Genomic DNA, 17,444 nt, shown 5'->3' with positions numbered 1-17,444 from the left:
CCCTTTTTCCTTTTCTTTTTTTCCTTTTTTTCTTTTTTCTTTGTCGGGGGGGGGGGGGCCCCCCCCCCCCCCCCCCCCCCCGGAGCCGTTTTCTGTCACGGCTGTTGACAAAGCGGTGACCTGATAGAAACCTGACAGCTCGACGGTGCAAAAGATTAACGAAAAAGCTCAATAAGTCTGTATCCCACCGTCATTCATTGTCAGAGTTCCGCTGGGTTCCTGGCGAGAGTCACTGTTTCGGGCCGGCGCCGCGACCCAGCAGGCGGAGAGGCCCATATGAGAGGCAAAATCCTGAGCTGGCGGTTGACGGTCGGCATGCTGATAGCCGGACTGATCGCCGTCGGACTCCTGCCGGTCAACGCGTACGCAGCAGTCGCCGGGCCCAACCTGGCGCTCGGCCGAACGGCCACGGCTGGTGGCGCCCACGGCGCGTACCCGGCCGGCAACGTCACCGACGGAAGCCAGCAGTCCTACTGGGAGGGTCCGGCCGGGTCATTCCCCCAGTGGGTGCAGGTCGACCTCGGCGCCGGAACCCGGGTCGACCGTGTCGTCCTCAAGCTCCCCACCACCTGGGAGGCTCGTAACGAGACCATCGGGGTGCTCAGCAGCACCGACGGCACCGCCTTCACCACCCTCGCGGCCGCCCAGTCCCGCGCGTTCGGCCCCTCCCAGGCGAACACCGTGACCATCGGCGTCACCTCCGTCACCACCCGGTACCTCCGGATTCAGGTGACGGCGAACTCAGGCTGGAACGCCGCCCAGCTCTCCGAGGTGGAGATATACGCCGACGGCGGCGGCCCCGTGGACCCGCCTGTCGAGGGGACCAACCTGGCGCGCAACAAGCCGATCGAGGCGACCTCGGCCACGCAGACGTACGTCGCCACCAACGCCAACGACGACAGCACCACCACCTACTGGGAGTCCGCCGGTTTCCCGTCCAGCCTGACGGTGAAACTCGGTGCGAACGCCGACGTCTCGGCCGTGGTCGTCAAGCTCAACCCCGACCAGGTGTGGGGACCGAGGACGCAGTCGATCGAGGTACTCGGTCGTGAGCAGGCGGCCTCCGGCTTCACCTCCCTCAAAGCGCGGGCCGACTACGCCTTCAGCCCGTTCTCCGGCCAGAACACCGTCACGATCCCGGTGACCGGCCGGTACGCGGACCTGCGGCTGACCTTCTTCTCCAACACCGGCGCCCCCGGAGGCCAGGTCGCGGAGTTCCAGGTCGTGGGCGCGGCCGCGCCGAACCCCGACCTCACCGTCACCGACCTGACCTGGACCCCGTCCTCCCCCTCCGAGACGGACTCCGTGACGGTCAACGCCACCGTGCGCAACGCCGGCACCGCCGCGGCGCCCGCCACCACCGTCCAGGTCAGCCTGGAGGGCGTCGTCGCCGGTTCCGCCCCGGTCGGCGCGCTCGCCGCCGGCGCCTCGGCGACCGTCCCCGTCACGGTGGGCAAGCGCCCCATGGGCTCGTACACCGTCTCGACCGTGGTGGACCCGACCGACACCGTCGCGGAGCATGACAACGGCAACAACAGCCGTACGGCGGCGGCGAAACTCGTCGTCGGCCAGAGCCCCGGCCCCGACCTGCGGATCACGGGGATCACCACCAACCCCGCCAGCCCCGCCGTCGGCTCCGCCGTCACCTTCACCGTCGCGGTCAACAACCGCGGGACCACCGGGACCCCGGCCGGCACGGTCACCCGGCTGACGGCCGGAACCACCACCCTGAACGGCACCGCGGGCGCGATCGCCGCAGGCCAGACCGCCAACGTCGCGATCTCCGGCACCTGGACGGCCACCAGCGGCGGGGCCACGCTCGCCGCGACCGCCGACGCCACCGGGACCGTCACCGAGACCGACGAGAACAACAACGTCTTCACGCGCTCCCTCGTCGTGGGACGCGGCGCGGCCGTGCCGTACACCGAGTACGAGGCGGAGGACGCCCGCTACGAGGGCACCCTGCTCACCGCCGACCAGAAGCGGACCTTCGGCCACACCAACTTCGCCACCGAGTCCTCCGGCCGGAAGTCCGTGCGCCTCACCGCCCAGGGTCAGTACGTGGAGTTCACCTCGACGAACCCCTCGAACTCGATCGTCGTACGCAACTCGGTTCCCGACTCCGCCGCCGGTGGCGGGGCGGAAGCCACGATCAGCCTCTACGCGGACGGCGTCTTCGTCCGCAAGCTGACCCTGTCGTCCAAGCACAGCTGGCTCTACGGCACCACCGACGACCCCGAGGGCCTCACCAACCGCCCCGGCGGTGACGCACGGCGGCTCTTCGACGAGTCGCACGCGCTGCTGGCGCAGACCTACCCGGTGGGCACGAAGTTCCGGCTCCAGCGCGACGCGGGCGACTCGGCTGCCTTCCACATCATCGACCTGATCGACCTGGAGCAGGTCGCGCCCCCGGCCGCCAAGCCGGCGAACTGCGTCTCCATCACCGAGTACGGCGCCGTCCCCAATGACGGCATCGACGACACCGACGCCCTCCAGCGCGCGGTGACCGCCGACCAGAACGGTCAGATCCCCTGCGTGTGGATCCCCGCCGGGCAGTGGCGCCAGGAGCAGAAGATCCTGACCGACGATCCGCTCAACCGCGGGCAGTTCAACCAGGTCGGCATCCGGGACGTCACGATCCGCGGCGCGGGCATGTGGCACTCCCAGCTGTACACGCTGACTCCGCCGCACCAGGCGGGCGGCATCAACCACCCGCACGAGGGCAACTTCGGCTTCGACATCGACCACAACACGCAGATATCCGACATCGCCATCTTCGGATCGGGCCAGATCCGCGGCGGTGACGGCAACGCCGAGGGCGGCGTCGGCCTGAACGGCCGCTTCGGCAAGGGCACCAAGATCAGCAACGTCTGGATCGAGCACGCCAACGTCGGTGTCTGGGCCGGCCGTGACCACTCCAACCTCCCCGAGCTCTGGGGCCCCGGCGACGGTCTTGAGTTCACCGGCATGCGGGTCCGCAACACGTACGCCGACGGCATCAACTTCGCCAACGGCACCCGCAACTCGACCGTCTTCGACTCGTCCTTCCGCAACACCGGTGACGACGCGCTGGCCGTGTGGGCCAGTAAGTACGTCAAGGACACCTCGGTGGACATCGGATCCAACAACCACTTCCGCAACAACACCATCCAGCTGCCCTGGCGCGCCAACGGCATCGCGGTCTACGGCGGCTTCGGGAACACCATCGAGAACAACATCATCTCGGACACCATGAACTACCCGGGCATCATGCTGGCGACCGACCACGACCCGCTGCCCTTCTCCGGTCAGACGCTGATCGCCAACAACGCCCTGCACCGCACCGGCGGCGCGTTCTGGAACGAGGACCAGGAGTTCGGCGCCATCACCCTCTTCGCGCAGGGGCAGCCCATCCCGGGCGTCACCATCCGGGACTCCGAGATCCTCGACTCGACGTACGACGGCATCCAGTTCAAGACGGGTGGCGGCGAGATGCCGGACGTGAAGATCAGAGACGTTCGGATCGACAAGTCGAACAACGGTTCCGGCGTCCTCGCGATGAGCGGGGCGCGCGGCAGCGCGACGCTGACGGGCGTGACCATCACCAACTCGGCCGAGGGCGATGTCCTCATCGAGCCCGGTTCGCAGTTCGTCGTCAACAGGAACTGACCCTCACGCCACACCCCCGTGCGGCGGCCCCCTTCCGACGGGGCCGCCGCCCCTGAGCCGTGCCTCGTCGCCGGTCGGGCGCGAGGCCGAGATCGAGGACTGAGAGGACAGATGAGCATTTCCGACTGGAGACCACGGTTCCTGAGCACCGTGGTCGCGACCAGCCTCCTGGCACTGGGCGGTCCGCTGATGACGGCCCAGGCCGCGGGCGGCCCCAACATCGCCCTCGGCGACGCGGCGGCGGCCAGCAGCGCCGTGGCCGAGTACGGCGCCGGAAACATCACCGACGGCAACCAGGGCTCGTACTGGCAGAGCGCCGGCGGCAACCTGCCGCAATGGGTCCAGGCCGACCTCGGCACCACGACCCGCGTGGACGAGGTGGTCCTGAAGCTGCCCGCCGGCTGGGAGAGCCGCAACCAGACGCTCTCCGTGCAGGGCAGCGCGGACGGCACGAGCTTCGCCACCCTCAAGAACTCCGCCGCCTACACCTTCGCCCCGGGCGCGGCCAACACCGTCACGGTGACCTTTCCCGCCACGCAGGCCCGGTTCGTCCGGATCAACATCACCGCCAACACCGGCTGGCAGGCCGCCCAGCTCTCCGAACTGGAGGTGCACGCCGCCGACGGGTCCTCCGTGAACCTCGCGAGCGGCCGCACCCTGACCGCGAGCAGCCACACCCAGGTGTACGCGGCGGGCAACGCCAACGACGGCAACCGGGCCACCTACTGGGAGAGCGCCGACAACGCCCTCCCCCAGTGGATCCAGGCCGACCTCGGCGCCGCAGTCCGCGTCGACCGGGCCGTCCTGCGCCTGCCCGCCACCTGGGAGTCGCGCAGCCAGACCCTGAAGATCCAGGGCAGCACCAACGGCACCGCCTTCACCGACCTGACCGCCTCCCAGGCGTACACCTTCGACGGGGCCGGCGGACACTCCGCGACGATCGCCTTCGACGCGGCCACCACCCGCTACGTCCGCGTCCTGGTCACGGCGAACAGCGTGCGGGCCGCCGCCCAGCTCTCCGAGCTGGAGGTCTACGGCCCCCGGACGGGCGACACGCAGGCCCCGTCCGCGCCCGCGAACCTCGCCTTCACCCAGCCCGCCGGCGACCAGATCAGGCTCACCTGGAACGCGGCCACCGACAACGTCGGCGTCACGGGCTACGACGTCTACGCCAACGGCTCCCTGCTGACCGGTGTCGCCGGGGGCGTCACCACCTTCACCGACGCCCGGCCGGCGAACCAGACGGTCACCTACCTCGTCCGCGCCAAGGACGCGGCGGGCAACCAGTCGGCCGACAGCAACACGGTGACCCGTACCGCCGAGACCGGGGACATCCAGGCGCCGACCGCGCCCGCGAACCTCGCGCTCACCGAACCCGGTGCCGGTCAGATCAAGCTGACCTGGAACGCCTCCTCGGACAACGTGGGCGTCACCGGCTACGACGTCTACGCCGGCAACACCCTCCGGGGCAGCGTGGCCGGCAACGTCACCACGTACACCGACACCCAGCCGGCCTCCGCCACCGTCACCTACCACGTCCGCGCCAAGGACGCCGCGGGCAACCAGTCGGCCAACAGCAACGCCGTGACCCGCGACGGCACCGGCGGCTCGGGCTCCAACCTGGCGGTCGGCAAGGAGATCGCCGCCTCCTCCACGGTGCACACGTACGCCGCCGCGAACGCCAACGACAACAACGTGACGACGTACTGGGAGGGCGCGGGCGGCAGCTACCCGCAGACCCTCACCGTGAAGCTCGGCTCCAACGCCGACCTCGGCCGGCTCGTCCTCAAGCTCAACCCGGACGCCGTCTGGGGCACCCGGAGCCAGACCGTCGAGGTCCTCGGTCGCGAGCAGAGCGCGTCCGGCCACAGCAGCCTCGTCGCCGCGAAGAGCTACACCTTCAACCCGGCGAGCGGCGGCAACACCGCCACGATCCCGGTCTCCGCCCGGGTCGCGGACGTCCAGCTGAAGTTCACCGCGAACTCCGGCTCCTCGGCGGGCCAGCTCGCCGAGTTCCAGGTCATCGGCGTACCTGCGCCCAACCCGGACCTGGAGGTCACCGGTCTGACCGCCTCCCCCGGCTCCCCGGTCGAGTCGGACCCGATCACGGTCAGCGCCACCGTCCGCAACGGCGGTCCGGCCGCCGCACCGGCGACGGCCGTCGCGCTGCGGCTGGGCGGCACCAAGGTCGCCACCGCCCAGGTCGGCGCCCTGGCCGCCGGTGCCCAGACCACGGTCAGCGCCTCCATCGGCGCGCGGGACGCCGGTTCGTACCAGCTGAGCGCGGTCGCCGACGAGGCGAACGCGGTCATCGAGCAGAACGAGTCCAACAACACCTTCACCAGCGCGAGCGAGCTCGTGGTCAGACCGGTCTCCAGCTCCGACCTGGTCGCGTCCTCCGTGACGACCGCGCCGTCCAGCCCGGCGGCCGGTGACGCCGTCACCTTCAAGGCGGCCGTCAGGAACCAGGGCACCGTGGCGAGCGCGCCGGGCAGCCACGGCGTCACGCTCACCCTCGTCGACTCCACCGGAGCCACGGTCAAGACGCTGACCGGGGCGCACAGCGGAGCCATCGCCGCCGGGGCCACGGCCGAGGTGAGCCTCGGCTCCTGGACCGCCGTCAACGGCTCGTACACCGTCAAGGTCGTCCTCGCCGACGACGCCAACGAACTGCCGGTCAAGCGCGCCAACAACACCTCCACCCAGCCGCTGTTCGTCGGTCGCGGAGCCAACATGCCGTACGACATGTACGAGGCGGAGGACGGCACCGCCGGGGGCGGCGCGCAGGTCGTCGGCCCGAACCGGACCGTCGGCGACATCGCGGGCGAGGCCTCGGGCCGCAAGGCCGTGAACCTGGACGCGACGGGCGAGTACGTCGAGTTCACCACCCGCGCCGACACGAACACCCTGGTCGCGCGGGTCTCGCTGCCCGACGCCCCGGGCGGCGGGGGCATCGACTCCACGATCGGCGTGTACGTGGACGGGGTGTTCAAGAAGGCGCTCCCGGTGACGTCGAAGTACGCCTGGCTGTACGGCGCCGAGACCGCGCCCGGCAACTCCCCGGGCGCCGGCGCCCCGCGCCACGTCTACGACGAGGCGAACGTCATGCTCGGCGAGACCGTGCGGGCGGGCAGCAGGATCCGGCTGCAGAAGGACGCCGCGAACACCCAGACGTACGCGATCGACTTCGTGAACCTGGAACAGGTCGCGCCCGTGGCCAACCCGGACCCGGCCACGTACACGGTCCCCGCCGGGTTCGGTCACCAGGACGTCCAGAACGCGCTCGACCAGGTACGGATGGACACCACGGGCACCCTCGTGGGCGTCTACCTGCCGCCGGGCGACTACCAGACGTCGAGCAAGTTCCAGGTGTACGGCAAGGCGGTGAAGGTCGTCGGCGCCGGGCCCTGGTATACGAAGTTCCACGCGCCCTCCACCCAGGACAACACCGACGTCGGCTTCCGGGCCGAGGCGGCGGCGAAGGGCTCGCTCTTCAAGGGCTTCGCCTACTTCGGCAACTACACCTCGCGGATCGACGGCCCGGGCAAGGTCTTCGACTTCGGAGGCGTCACCGACATCGTGATCGACGACATCTGGAACGAGCACATGGTGTGCCTCTACTGGGGCGCCAACACCGACCGGATCACGATTCGGAACTCGCGGATCCGGAACATGTTCGCCGACGGCATCAACATGACCAACGGCTCCACCGACAACCTCGTGACCAACAACGACGCGCGGGCCACCGGCGACGACAGCTTCGCGCTCTTCTCCGCGATCGACGCGGGCGGCGCGGACATGAAGAACAACGTCTACGAGAACCTGACGTCGACGCTCACCTGGCGGGCCGCGGGTGTCGCCGTGTACGGCGGCTACAACAACACCTTCCGCAACATCCACATCGCGGACACGCTCGTCTACTCCGGGATCACCATCTCCTCGCTTGACTTCGGCTACCCGATGAACGGCTTCGGCACCGATCCCACGACCTTCGAGAACATCTCGATCGTCCGGGCCGGCGGGCACTTCTGGGGCTCGCAGACCTTCCCGGGCATCTGGGTGTTCTCCGCCTCCAAGGTCTTCCAGGGGATCAGGGTCAACCACGTCGACATCGTCGACCCGACGTACAGCGGCGTGATGTTCCAGACGAACTACGTCGGCGGGCAGCCGCAGTTCCCCATCAAGGACACCGTGTTCACGGACATCTCCATCACGGGTGCGCGCAAGAGCGGTGACGCGTACGACGCGAAGTCGGGCTTCGGGCTCTGGGCCAACGAGCTGCCCGAGTCCGGGCAGGGCCCCGCCGTGGGGGAGGTGACCTTCAACGGCCTTCAGCTGAGCAACAACGCGGTGGACGTCCGTAACACCACCTCCACATTCAAGATCAACATCAACCCCTAGCGGGTCCGGCGACACCACGGGCACCCGCCCCCAGAGTCGGCGCAGGCGGCTTGCGGCCGCTTGCGTCGACCTTGCATGCGTTGCGGCCGAACGACCCCTGGAGACCCCGATTTCCCGGCCCCCTTCTTCTTCCTGTCAGGCAATTACGAAATCAGCGCGATATCTTGCGTTCACTTGTTGGGGATGCTTGAGTGTGGCGCGCCCCACGAACGCATCGGCGGTGGGGTGACCTCCACGTTCATGCCCGAAGGGGACCACCCATGAGAAGTGCCCGGTTCCGCCGTACGCGCCGCGCCAGCGCGGTCACCCTCGTCTCCGCGCTCACGCTGACCGCGCTCGCCGCCTGTGGCACGAGCAGCAGCGACAACAACGGCAGCGGTGCTTCCGAGGGCGGCGGGTCATCCGACCCCGCCGCTCCGCTGGACCCGAAGACCAAGGTGACGCTCACCATCGACTGCATGCCCCCGGCGGCGAAGGCGGCCGAGCTCAAGGAGTGGCAGGAGGACGTCGCCGCCTTCAACAAGACGTACCCCAACGTCACGATCGAGGGCCGCTCCACCGCCGGCCAGTGCCTCGAACCGCCCCGCTTCACCGCGATGCTCAAGGCCAAGTCGCAGCCGGACGTCTTCTACACGTACTTCACCGACCTGCCGCAGGTCCTGGACAACGACGGCGCCGCCGACATCACCGCGTACGTCAACGACAAGTCGGTCCCCGCCCTGAAGGACATCGACCCGAACGTCCTCGGCTCGCTCAAGCAGGACGGCAAGCTGTACGGCCTGCCCACCAGCAACTACACGATGGGCCTGCTCGTCAACCGCAAGCTCTTCCAGCAGGCCGGCCTCGATCCCGACGCCCCGCCGCGCACATGGGAGGAGGTCCGCACCGCCGCGAAGAAGATCGCCGGACTCGGCAACGGGGTCGCGGGCTTCGGCGAGTACAGCGCGGGCAACACCGGTGGCTGGCACTTCACCGCGCAGATGTACAGCCTGGGCGGCGACGTCGTCGACGCCGGCGGCAAGAAGGCCGCGTTCAACAACGAGCTCGGCAAGCAGGTCGCGAAGAACCTCCACGCCATGCGCTGGGAGGACGACAGCATGGGCAAGACCCAGCTGCTCAAGTGGGGCGACCTGCAGAAGCAGATCGCGACCGACAAGCTCGGCATGTTCCTCGCCGCGCCCGACGACATCGCGTACATGGTCCAGCAGCTCGGCGCGAAGTACGAGAACTTCGGCATGGGACCGATCCCCGGTGAGAAGGCCACCCTGGCCGGCGGCAACAATTACATGATCAAGAAGGGGATCCCCTCCGACAAGATCAAGGCCGCCGTCGCCTGGCTGAACTTCAAGAACCTCAGCGTCGGCAAGGGCCAGTTCGACTGGTCCCGCGCCAAGGCGGACGGCCTGCCCGTCGGCGTTCCGCAGCCCAACTTCTGGCTGAACGGGTCGAAGGCCAAGGACGACGCCGCGCGCGTGGAGCACGCCACCATGCCGGTCGCGAACTTCAAGACCTTCATGGACAACCCCGTCGCGGGCAAGGCGGAGCCGCCGAAGGCGCAGGAGGTCTACAAGGTCCTCGACAACGTGATGTCCGGCATCCTCACCAACAAGGACGCCGACATGGACAAGCTGCTCTCCACCGCCGAGTCGCAGGTGAACCAGGTCCTCGCCACCGGTTGACCGGATCCCGGGCAGGGCCGGACCGACGAGCCGCCCCCGCCCGGGACCTCGGCCATCCGTGAGACGACAACCCGGCAGACCAGCACCGAGGAGCGACGATGTCGGCCCCCAGCCTGACCCCTGGCAAGGCGGGTTCCCCCCGCCACTCCCCGCCGCACGCGGCGGAGCCCACACCTCCTGGTGGGCGCTTCGCGATGAGCCTGCGGCGCAACCTCACCGCCCACGGGTTCCTCATCGGCGCGGTCCTCTGCTTCGCGGTGTTCTCCTGGTACCCGATGGTCAGGGAGTTCTTCCTGGCCTTCCAGAAGACCGAGGGCGGTCAGACCACCTGGGTCGGTCTCGACAACCTCGTCACGGTCTCCAACGACCCGGCCTTCTGGCAGGCGTGGCGCAACACGCTCCTGTTCACCGTGCTGGCGCTGGTCTTCGGATTCGCCGTCCCGTTCGTCGTCGCCCTCGTCATCAACGAGTTCCACCACGGACAGGGCTACCTCCGGCTGCTCGTCTATCTGCCGGTGATGCTGCCGCCGGTCGCCTCGGTCCTCCTCTTCAAGTACCTGTACGACCCCGGCTACGGCCTGCTCAACGAGCTGTTCCGGTTCTTCCACCTGCCCGAGCAGCAGTGGCTCCAGGACCCCGGCCTCTCGATGCTCTCCGTCGTCATCGCCTCGACCTGGATGAACATGGGCGGCGCGGCCCTCATCTACCTCGCCGCGCTCCAGTCCATCCCCGGGGAGCTGTACGAGGCGGCGGAGCTGGACGGCGCCGGACTGCTCCGCAAGATCTGGCACGTCACCATCCCGCAGACGAGGCTCATCCTCTCGCTGATGCTGCTCATGCAGATCATCGCGACCATGCAGGTCTTCGTCGAACCCTTCCTGCTCACCGGCGGCGCCGGCCCCGAGGGCTCCACCACGACGGTCGTCTACCTCATCTACCAGTACGCCTTCAACTTCAACAACTACGGTGCCGCGGCGGCACTCGGACTGCTCCTGCTCGTGCTCCTGGCCGGATTCTCGGCCGCGTACGTGAAGCTCAGCCGCGCCGAGGACGAGTAGGACCGGGGAGACCAGCATGTCCACACGCACACTCATCTCGCCGGCGCAGCTCGCCCGCCCCCGAGGCAAGGCCATCTACTGGACCGTCTTCGCCGTGGTCGTCGGCGGTTTCACCCTGGCGTTCCTCGGCCCGCTGTACTGGCTGGTGTCCAGCGGCTTCAAGGACGCCCAGGAGGTGATCCAGACCCCGCCGACCCTGGTGCCCGGTTCGTTCATGCCGGAGAACCACACACGGGCCTGGGAGGTCATGGACCTCGCCACCCTGCTCTTCAACACCCTCTACTACGCCCTCGGCGCCCTCGCCTTCCAGCTCGTCCTCGACGTGGCGGCCGCCTACTCGCTCTCCAAACTGCGGCCCGTGCTCGGCAAGGCGATCCTCGGCCTCATGCTGGCGACCCTGATGATCCCGGCGACCGTCCTCGTCGTACCGCAGTACCTCACGGTCCTGGACGTGCCGGTCGTGGAGCGCAACCTGCTCAACACGCCCTGGGCGATCTGGTTGCCGTCGGTCACCAACGCCTTCAACATCTTCCTGCTCAAGCGGTTCTTCGACTCGATCCCGAGGGAGCTGCTCGACGCCGCGTCGATGGACGGGGCCGCCCCGACGCGGATCCTGTGGTCGATCGTGCTGCCCATCTCACGGCCGATCCTGGGCGTGGTGTCGATCTTCGCCGTCGTGGGGGTCTGGAAGGACTTCCTCTGGCCGATGCTCACCCTCCCCGACCCCGCGAAGCAGACGCTCAACGTCGGCATCTACTCGCTGTCCAACGGCGTACCCGTGAACGTGCTGATCGCGGCGCTCACCATCGCCTCCGTGCCGACCCTGCTCATCTTCCTGGTCTTCCAGCGCAACATCATGAGCGGTCTCACCGCCGGGGGACTCAAGGGCTGACCGCGCCCGGCAGCACCTCCGCACCCGCGCACCCTCAGACCTTCGTCGCCGGCCCGTCCACACGCCCCGCAGCAACCGGGCCGGCGGCGAGGACTCCCGACCTGCCCGAAAGGACCGTCACGTGGCAGCCCCTCTCCCCCACCGCACCGGCGACTGGTGGCGCGACGCCGTCATCTACCAGGTGTACCCACGCAGCTTCGCCGACGGCGACGGCGACGGCACCGGGGACCTCGCGGGCGTCCGGACGAGACTGCCCTACCTCGCCGAACTCGGCGTCGACGCCGTCTGGTTCACCCCCTGGTACCTCTCCCCGCTGGTGGACGGCGGGTACGACGTCGCCGACTACCGCACCATCGATCCCGCCTTCGGCACCCTCGCCGAGGCCGAGAAGCTGATCGCCGAAGCCCGCGAACTCGGCATCCGCGTGATCGTCGACATCGTCCCGAACCACGTCTCCGACCAGCACGCCTGGTTCCGCGCGGCCCTGGCGGCCGGCCCCGGCAGCCCCGAGCGCGAGCTGTTCCACTTCCGTCCGGGGCGCGGGGAGAACGGTGAACTCCCGCCCAACGACTGGCCCTCGCAGTTCTCGGGCCGGACCTGGACCCGGGTCGAGGACGGTGAGTGGTACCTCCATCTCTTCACCCCCGAGCAGCCGGACCTCAACTGGGCCAACCCGGCGGTTCGCCGGGAGCACGAGGACGTCCTGCGATTCTGGTTCGAGCGCGGTGTCGCGGGCGTACGGATCGACTCCGCCGCGCTCCTTGCCAAGGACCCGGCGCTCGCCGACTTCGTCGAGGGCGTCGACCCCCACCCGTACATCGACCAGGACGAACTCCACGACATCTACCGGTCCTGGCGCGCGATAGCCGACTCCTACCAAGGAGTCTTCGTCGGCGAGGTCTGGCTGCCCGACTCCGAGCGCTTCGCCCGCTACCTGCGCCCCGACGAGCTGCACACCGCCTTCAACTTCAACTTCCTGTCCTGCCCCTGGGAGGCGGACCGGCTGCGCCGCACCATCGACGACACCCTCGCCGAGCACGCCCCGGTCGGAGCGCCCGCGACCTGGGTCCTGTGCAACCACGACGTCACCCGGACCGCCACCCGCTACGGGCGCGCCGACACCGGCTTCGACTTCGCGAAGAAGGCCTTCGGCACCCCGACCGACCTCGACCTCGGCACCCGGCGCGCCCGCGCCGCCGCGCTGCTGACCCTCGCACTGCCCGGATCGGTCTACGTGTACCAGGGCGAGGAACTCGGGCTGCCCGAGGCCGACATCCCGCTCGACCGCATCCAGGACCCCATGCACGCCCGCTCCGAGGGCGTCGACCCGGGGCGCGACGGCTGCCGCGTTCCGCTGCCCTGGACCGCCGAAGCGCCCTGGTACGGCTTCGGTCCGGCGTCCGAGCCGTGGCTGCCCCAGCCCCGGGACTGGACGCACTACGCGGTGGACCGCCAGCACACCGACCCGGGGTCGATGCTCGCGCTGTACCGGACGGCGCTGGCACTGCGCCGCACCGGAGGAGGTTTCGGGGACGGCCCCATGACCTGGCTGCCCGCCGAGAAGGGGGTGCTGGCCTTTGCTCGTACGGAGGGCCTGGTGTGCGTCGTCAACCTCGCACGCACACCGGCCGCACTCCCCCCGCACGAGCGGATCCTCCTCGCCAGCGGACCGCTCGACGGGGAGGGAAGGCTGCCGCAGGACACGGGGGTATGGCTGCGCGCCTGATGACCGGACAGGGCTGCACCATGTCAGCCGGGCACTGGGGACGACGTTCTCTTCGTACCAGCGGCAGGCTGCCCGGAGTCAGCCCCGGTCACCCAGGTCCGGGCGGTCGAGCGCCCGGGGCATCTACGCTCCCGCCAGGTCCACATCAGGCATCAGGGTCACGCCGCTGAGCGACTCCAGCGCCGGGCCCGCCCGGGGAAGCCGTAGCGATGCGGTACCCGCCGGCCTCTCAAGGCTGTTCCATGGCGGGTTCGACCCGGTCCCACTTCACGTCAGTGATCACCGACCGGGCCGACACCTCCGGTCAGCTGTCCGCACCGCCGGAGAGAGGGTCCACCGCTACTTCAGCAGGCGTGCGGTCGGGGGACGATGTTCCAGACCTGCTTGCCGATGTCCGAGGTCGATCGTTGCTGATGGCCGACCACACCTGAGGTGAACCGGGTCAGGAAGGTCGTCGAGGCCAGGTTCATCAGCCTTCCCTCGAAGCAGTCGTACCTCCACACCTGGCCGCCGTCGTTCTGGTCGCAGGCCGACATGTAGACCTTCCCGCCCAAGACGTTCGTTTCGGAATCCAGGCACTCGCCGGTGGACCAGTTCTTGAGCAGGAAGTTCGCGTCGCGGTTGTCGACCATCCGCCAGTTCCCGCGGAGGTTGTCCGTGTCGCACCTCTCCGTGTCCAGCTGGTTGGTAGAACGCGGAACAGCGGTGAGGCAGTCCCCTCGGGCGGACTGAATGCGGACCCGGCTCTCGTCCCAGGTGCCCGTCGCGTGGGCCGTCGAGGCGAGAGCGACCTGGGAGAACGCCGCCAGGGTGGCGCCCAGTCCAACGAGCGTGGCGCGGGTGGCTGTGTTCCTTCGGGGCATGTTCATGAAAACCTCCAGATGTCTTTCGTGTGGTGAAGCACGCATGAAGTGCTACTCGACGGGGGCGCGGCGACGTGTTCGCCCCACCCTCCCGTAGCGGTAGGAGCATGCTGCTGGGCGCGAATATAGAATCGGCAACTGCTCATTCCACAGGCCGTTTTCTTGTTCACTTCGGTGGCGCACTGCTCAAGTACGCCGTGGTTGTTCCGACTGGTTGGACGGTCCGTGAGAAGCCTTGAGGGTCAAGACGCGTGCGAACGGGGCCCCGAACCACCTCACGCGGCCGCGCCGGGCGCGAGCGCACGGCCCGGGACGGCGCGCGCAATGCAGATACGGGCGCCGAGTCGCGCTCCCGCTTCGTAGAACATGTACTCCGTGCCGTTCTCGGAGCCGAAGGACGGGGCCGCGACGCGCCCCCGGTCGGAAGCGATGGGCGAGTGGAAGACGCCCAGGTGGTTCTCCTGCCGGAAGTCGTTGCCGACTTCGGTGAGTCGCATCCGGCCGTCGTTGCCGTGATAGACGATGTACGTGGTCCCGTTGCGCTTGACCACGGTCGGACCGGAGATGTCGGTGAGACCGTCCCCTTCGGGGTTCACCAAAGGGGTCGCGCTGAACTGCCAGTTGTCCCATCCGTTGGGGGACCAGCCGTAGAAGATCCGCCGCCCGCCCTTTACTCCCATGAAGACCATGACGTACTTGTTGTTGCGTCCGGGCAAGGCGTGCTCGAAGACCCGGGCGTAGGAAGTCTCCGATGTGCCCGGCACCAGGCGCGTGCTCAGGATCGCCGTCTCGTCGACGAAGTTGATGCCGTCGCGCGAGCGGGCGACGCGGGTCACGGTGTTCTCGCCGTGGAAGTAGCAGAAGAACTGCTGGGTTGCCGTATCCCAGACGACGTGCGGCGACGACACGTGACTGACCGTCGTGCCGTTCAGGTGTCTGTCGATCACGGGGTTCTCGCGGTAGTCACTGAAAGGCCCCTCCAGTGAGTCGCTGAAGGCTACGCAGATCCCGCCGGGGTTCTCGTGCGGGGCGTAGTAGAGGTAGTACTTGGAGCGTGGATCACTGATCTTGTCGAACACTCCCCGGATGGTCGGGAAGATGAACTCGCCGGTACGGTTGTAGTTCAAGGGCATCGCCAGTGCGTCGCGCAGGTATCGGTAGGTCGGCATTCCCGCCGGGCCGGCAGCGCGAGCGGGGGGCGCGAGTGCGGTAGCGGCGCCGCCCGCGACCGCCACTGCGCTCAGCGCGACCCCTCCGCACAGCACATCACGCCGGCCCCATGTCGGACGGTTGCGTTCAGGTCCCTTCATTCCCTCTCCTCCGCAGAGCCATTTCGTCGCCCTCTCGTAGTCCCTACGCTCGGGAGGGGGCGGCTTGCGGGGTCTGACAGCCCACCGGCTGCCAGACCCCTTCAGGTGCCGACTACTCGTTCGTGAACGACGCGACCACCCAACGCTGCGACGTAGCCTCGTCCTTGCAGTCCTTGGCCGCGACCTCAGCGGTCCCCCGGCCTGTGGCACTGCCGATGGTCAGGCATTTCTTGCTCTGGAAGTTCTGAATCCGGACCTGGTCGCGGAAAGCACCGGGGGCCTTCTGGGCGAGCTTGTGCGCCCACTTCTGCGCATCCTTTCCGGTGACACACTTCGCGATGAAGACATTCCCACCGCTGTCGCTCTCGAGGCAGCGCAGGTTGTCCCCGGAACTCGCGCCCCTAGAAATGATCTTGTCGCGGAGGAAGTTCCACGACTGGACGTTCTCGTTCACGCCTCCAATTCTTGCGAAGACCTCGCCCTTGCCGCTGGGACCCACACCTCCCGCGGTGAGCGAAAGGTTGGATTTCGGGTTCGCGTAACTCCTCGTGACCCCGACATTCTGGGCCGTGGTCCGCAGCAGCGTCTCCTCCTTCTCGCTGTCGGACTTGGAGTCCGCGAGAGCGGGAACGGCGACCGCCACGCCCGCGATCACTGCCGCTGCCGTGCCGAGAACGACCCACCGCTTCGCACGTCGGGGCGGCTGAGGCCCCGTCCGGTCCGCGTGCACATCAGTCATGAACTCTCCTGTGCTCGTGCTTGATTTGCCTGGGCGGCAAGAACTCGCGTGCCTGCCTCCGTTCATGGACAACGGGCGCCACGCGGATCGGTTCAAGGCCTGGAAGCCGGATTCGCCGGCAACCTCCCGATCGCCCGCCGGCCCGGAAGAGGGCCTGGGCCAAGGCCGACGGAGTGTGCTCAGCGCAACCGGTCGTTCAGCGACTGAGGAGAGTCCGGAGCGCCTCGGCGATCTCGGAGGGCTTTTCCTCGGCCATGAAGTGACCAGAGGTGACCGTCCTGTGCTCCAGGTCGGACGCCCAGGAGCCCCACAGGGCGGCCGCGTCGAATCCGAGGAACGCGCCCCAGTCCTGCTGGAGCACGGTGACCGGCATCTTCAACTGGTTCCCGGCAGCGCGGTCCGCCTTGTCGTGCTCGATGTCGATACCGGCGGATGCGCGATAGTCGGCGACGATCGAGGGCACCGCACCCCGGCAGGCATCCAGATATGAGGTGCGGACGTCAGCGGGAATCGCCTGCGGGTCGTTGGTCCAGATGTCGAGGAAGTGGCCGAAGAAGGCGTCCGGGCTCGCGGCGATCATCTGCTCGGGCAGGCCGGGCGGCTGGGCCATCAGGTAGAGGTGGAAGCCGACCGCCGCGCTGACACCGTGCAGCACCTCCCACATGTCCAGGGTGGGCAGCACGTCGAGGCTGGCGAGGTGAGTGATCCTGTCCGGGTGGTCGAGTCCGGCTCGGAAGGCCACCAGGGCGCCGCGATCGTGCCCGGCCAACGCGAACCTGTCGTGTCCGAGGGCGCCGGCCAGGGCCACGACGTCGGCCGCCATGGTGCGCTTGGCGTAGACGGTGCCGTCGGTCTCGACGGGCTTGTCGCTGTCGCCGTAGCCCCGCAGGTCGGGGCAGATCACGGTGTGGTCGTGCGCGAGATCGGCGGCCACGTGCCGCCACATCAGATGGGTCTGCGGGAAACCGTGCAGCAGCACGATCGGGGTCCCCGAGCCGACGACGGCCGCGTTCAGGGACACCCCGTCGGCGACCTCGATCCGCTGGTAGTCGAACGTGCTGGTGGGAGGGGTCATGAGTCGGCTTCCTTCCGTGGGCGGGCTGGTGTCTCCACCCTGGAGGCCGTGGA

Annotated in this window: 10 protein-coding genes; 6 read left to right on the top strand and 4 right to left on the bottom strand. The window is 68.6% G+C overall.

The annotated features are described in order from the left end of the window. Nucleotides 1-276 precede the first annotated feature (276 nt). The 6 genes from ACZ4VT_RS05415 to ACZ4VT_RS05390 all read left to right on the top strand — a co-directional run bounded on the left by ACZ4VT_RS05415 (nucleotide 277) and on the right by ACZ4VT_RS05390 (nucleotide 13,404). Entirely contained in the window at nucleotides 277-3,648 is a 3,372-nt protein-coding gene (locus ACZ4VT_RS05415) for a CARDB domain-containing protein (RefSeq protein WP_467946823.1), read from the top strand. Between the two features lie 111 nt (nucleotides 3,649-3,759). Continuing rightward, nucleotides 3,760-8,049 carry a discoidin domain-containing protein gene (locus ACZ4VT_RS05410; protein ID WP_467946821.1) on the top strand — a complete coding sequence of 1,430 codons (4,290 nt, stop codon included), beginning with the start codon at nucleotides 3,760-3,762 and terminating at the stop codon, nucleotides 8,047-8,049. 260 nt (nucleotides 8,050-8,309) lie between these two features. Then, nucleotides 8,310-9,728, top strand: a complete 1,419-nt coding sequence (locus ACZ4VT_RS05405; RefSeq protein ID WP_467946819.1) for an ABC transporter substrate-binding protein — start codon at nucleotides 8,310-8,312, stop codon at nucleotides 9,726-9,728. A 98-nt stretch (nucleotides 9,729-9,826) separates the two neighbouring features. Then, a complete protein-coding gene (locus ACZ4VT_RS05400) occupies nucleotides 9,827-10,786 on the top strand; it encodes a carbohydrate ABC transporter permease (protein WP_467946817.1) in 960 nt (319 codons plus the stop codon). 16 nt (nucleotides 10,787-10,802) lie between these two features. Further along, entirely contained in the window at nucleotides 10,803-11,678 is an 876-nt protein-coding gene (locus ACZ4VT_RS05395) for a carbohydrate ABC transporter permease (protein WP_467946815.1), read from the top strand. Between the two features lie 121 nt (nucleotides 11,679-11,799). After that, the gene (locus ACZ4VT_RS05390; RefSeq protein WP_467946813.1) at nucleotides 11,800-13,404 is read left to right on the top strand and encodes a glycoside hydrolase family 13 protein; all 1,605 of its coding nucleotides are present in this window, start codon (nucleotides 11,800-11,802) and stop codon (nucleotides 13,402-13,404) included. 344 nt (nucleotides 13,405-13,748) lie between these two features. Here the strand turns inward: ACZ4VT_RS05390 and ACZ4VT_RS05385 are convergent, their stop codons facing one another. The 4 genes from ACZ4VT_RS05385 to ACZ4VT_RS05370 all read right to left on the bottom strand — a co-directional run bounded on the left by ACZ4VT_RS05385 (nucleotide 13,749) and on the right by ACZ4VT_RS05370 (nucleotide 17,391). Further along, nucleotides 13,749-14,273 (bottom strand): ricin-type beta-trefoil lectin domain protein, encoded by a 525-nt coding sequence (locus ACZ4VT_RS05385; protein WP_381744971.1) that lies wholly within the window; start codon nucleotides 14,271-14,273, stop codon nucleotides 13,749-13,751. A 269-nt stretch (nucleotides 14,274-14,542) separates the two neighbouring features. Further along, nucleotides 14,543-15,436, bottom strand: coding sequence for a glycoside hydrolase family protein (locus ACZ4VT_RS05380; RefSeq protein ID WP_467946810.1), 894 nt, complete (start codon nucleotides 15,434-15,436; stop codon nucleotides 14,543-14,545). A gap of 253 nt (nucleotides 15,437-15,689) precedes the next feature. Next, nucleotides 15,690-16,316: a ricin-type beta-trefoil lectin domain protein gene (locus ACZ4VT_RS05375; protein WP_467946808.1), complete on the bottom strand. Its 627-nt coding sequence runs from the start codon at nucleotides 16,314-16,316 to the stop codon at nucleotides 15,690-15,692. Nucleotides 16,317-16,512: 196 nt separating this feature from the next. Continuing rightward, the gene (locus ACZ4VT_RS05370) at nucleotides 16,513-17,391 is read right to left on the bottom strand and encodes an alpha/beta fold hydrolase (protein WP_467946806.1); all 879 of its coding nucleotides are present in this window, start codon (nucleotides 17,389-17,391) and stop codon (nucleotides 16,513-16,515) included. Nucleotides 17,392-17,444 lie beyond the last annotated feature (53 nt).

This window comes from Streptomyces sp. NPDC029164, from assembly GCF_055563995.1.
Note: the sequence above shows the minus strand (reverse complement) of the source record. Positions and strands in the feature narration are given on the sequence as shown.

Excerpts from the sequence above, each read along its gene's own strand:
- ACZ4VT_RS05415 (WP_467946823.1), top strand. The coding sequence starts at position 277 with ATGAGAGGCAAAATCCTGAGCTGGCGGTTGACGGTCGGCATGCTGATA.
- ACZ4VT_RS05410 (WP_467946821.1), top strand. The coding sequence starts at position 3,760 with ATGAGCATTTCCGACTGGAGACCACGGTTCCTGAGCACCGTGGTCGCG.
- ACZ4VT_RS05405 (WP_467946819.1), top strand. The coding sequence starts at position 8,310 with ATGAGAAGTGCCCGGTTCCGCCGTACGCGCCGCGCCAGCGCGGTCACC.
- ACZ4VT_RS05400 (WP_467946817.1), top strand. The coding sequence starts at position 9,827 with ATGTCGGCCCCCAGCCTGACCCCTGGCAAGGCGGGTTCCCCCCGCCAC.
- ACZ4VT_RS05395 (WP_467946815.1), top strand. The coding sequence starts at position 10,803 with ATGTCCACACGCACACTCATCTCGCCGGCGCAGCTCGCCCGCCCCCGA.
- ACZ4VT_RS05385 (WP_381744971.1), bottom strand. The coding sequence starts at position 14,273 with ATGAACATGCCCCGAAGGAACACAGCCACCCGCGCCACGCTCGTTGGA.
- ACZ4VT_RS05380 (WP_467946810.1), bottom strand. The coding sequence starts at position 15,436 with ATGCCGACCTACCGATACCTGCGCGACGCACTGGCGATGCCCTTGAAC.
- ACZ4VT_RS05375 (WP_467946808.1), bottom strand. The coding sequence starts at position 16,316 with ATGACTGATGTGCACGCGGACCGGACGGGGCCTCAGCCGCCCCGACGT.
- ACZ4VT_RS05370 (WP_467946806.1), bottom strand. The coding sequence starts at position 17,391 with ATGACCCCTCCCACCAGCACGTTCGACTACCAGCGGATCGAGGTCGCC.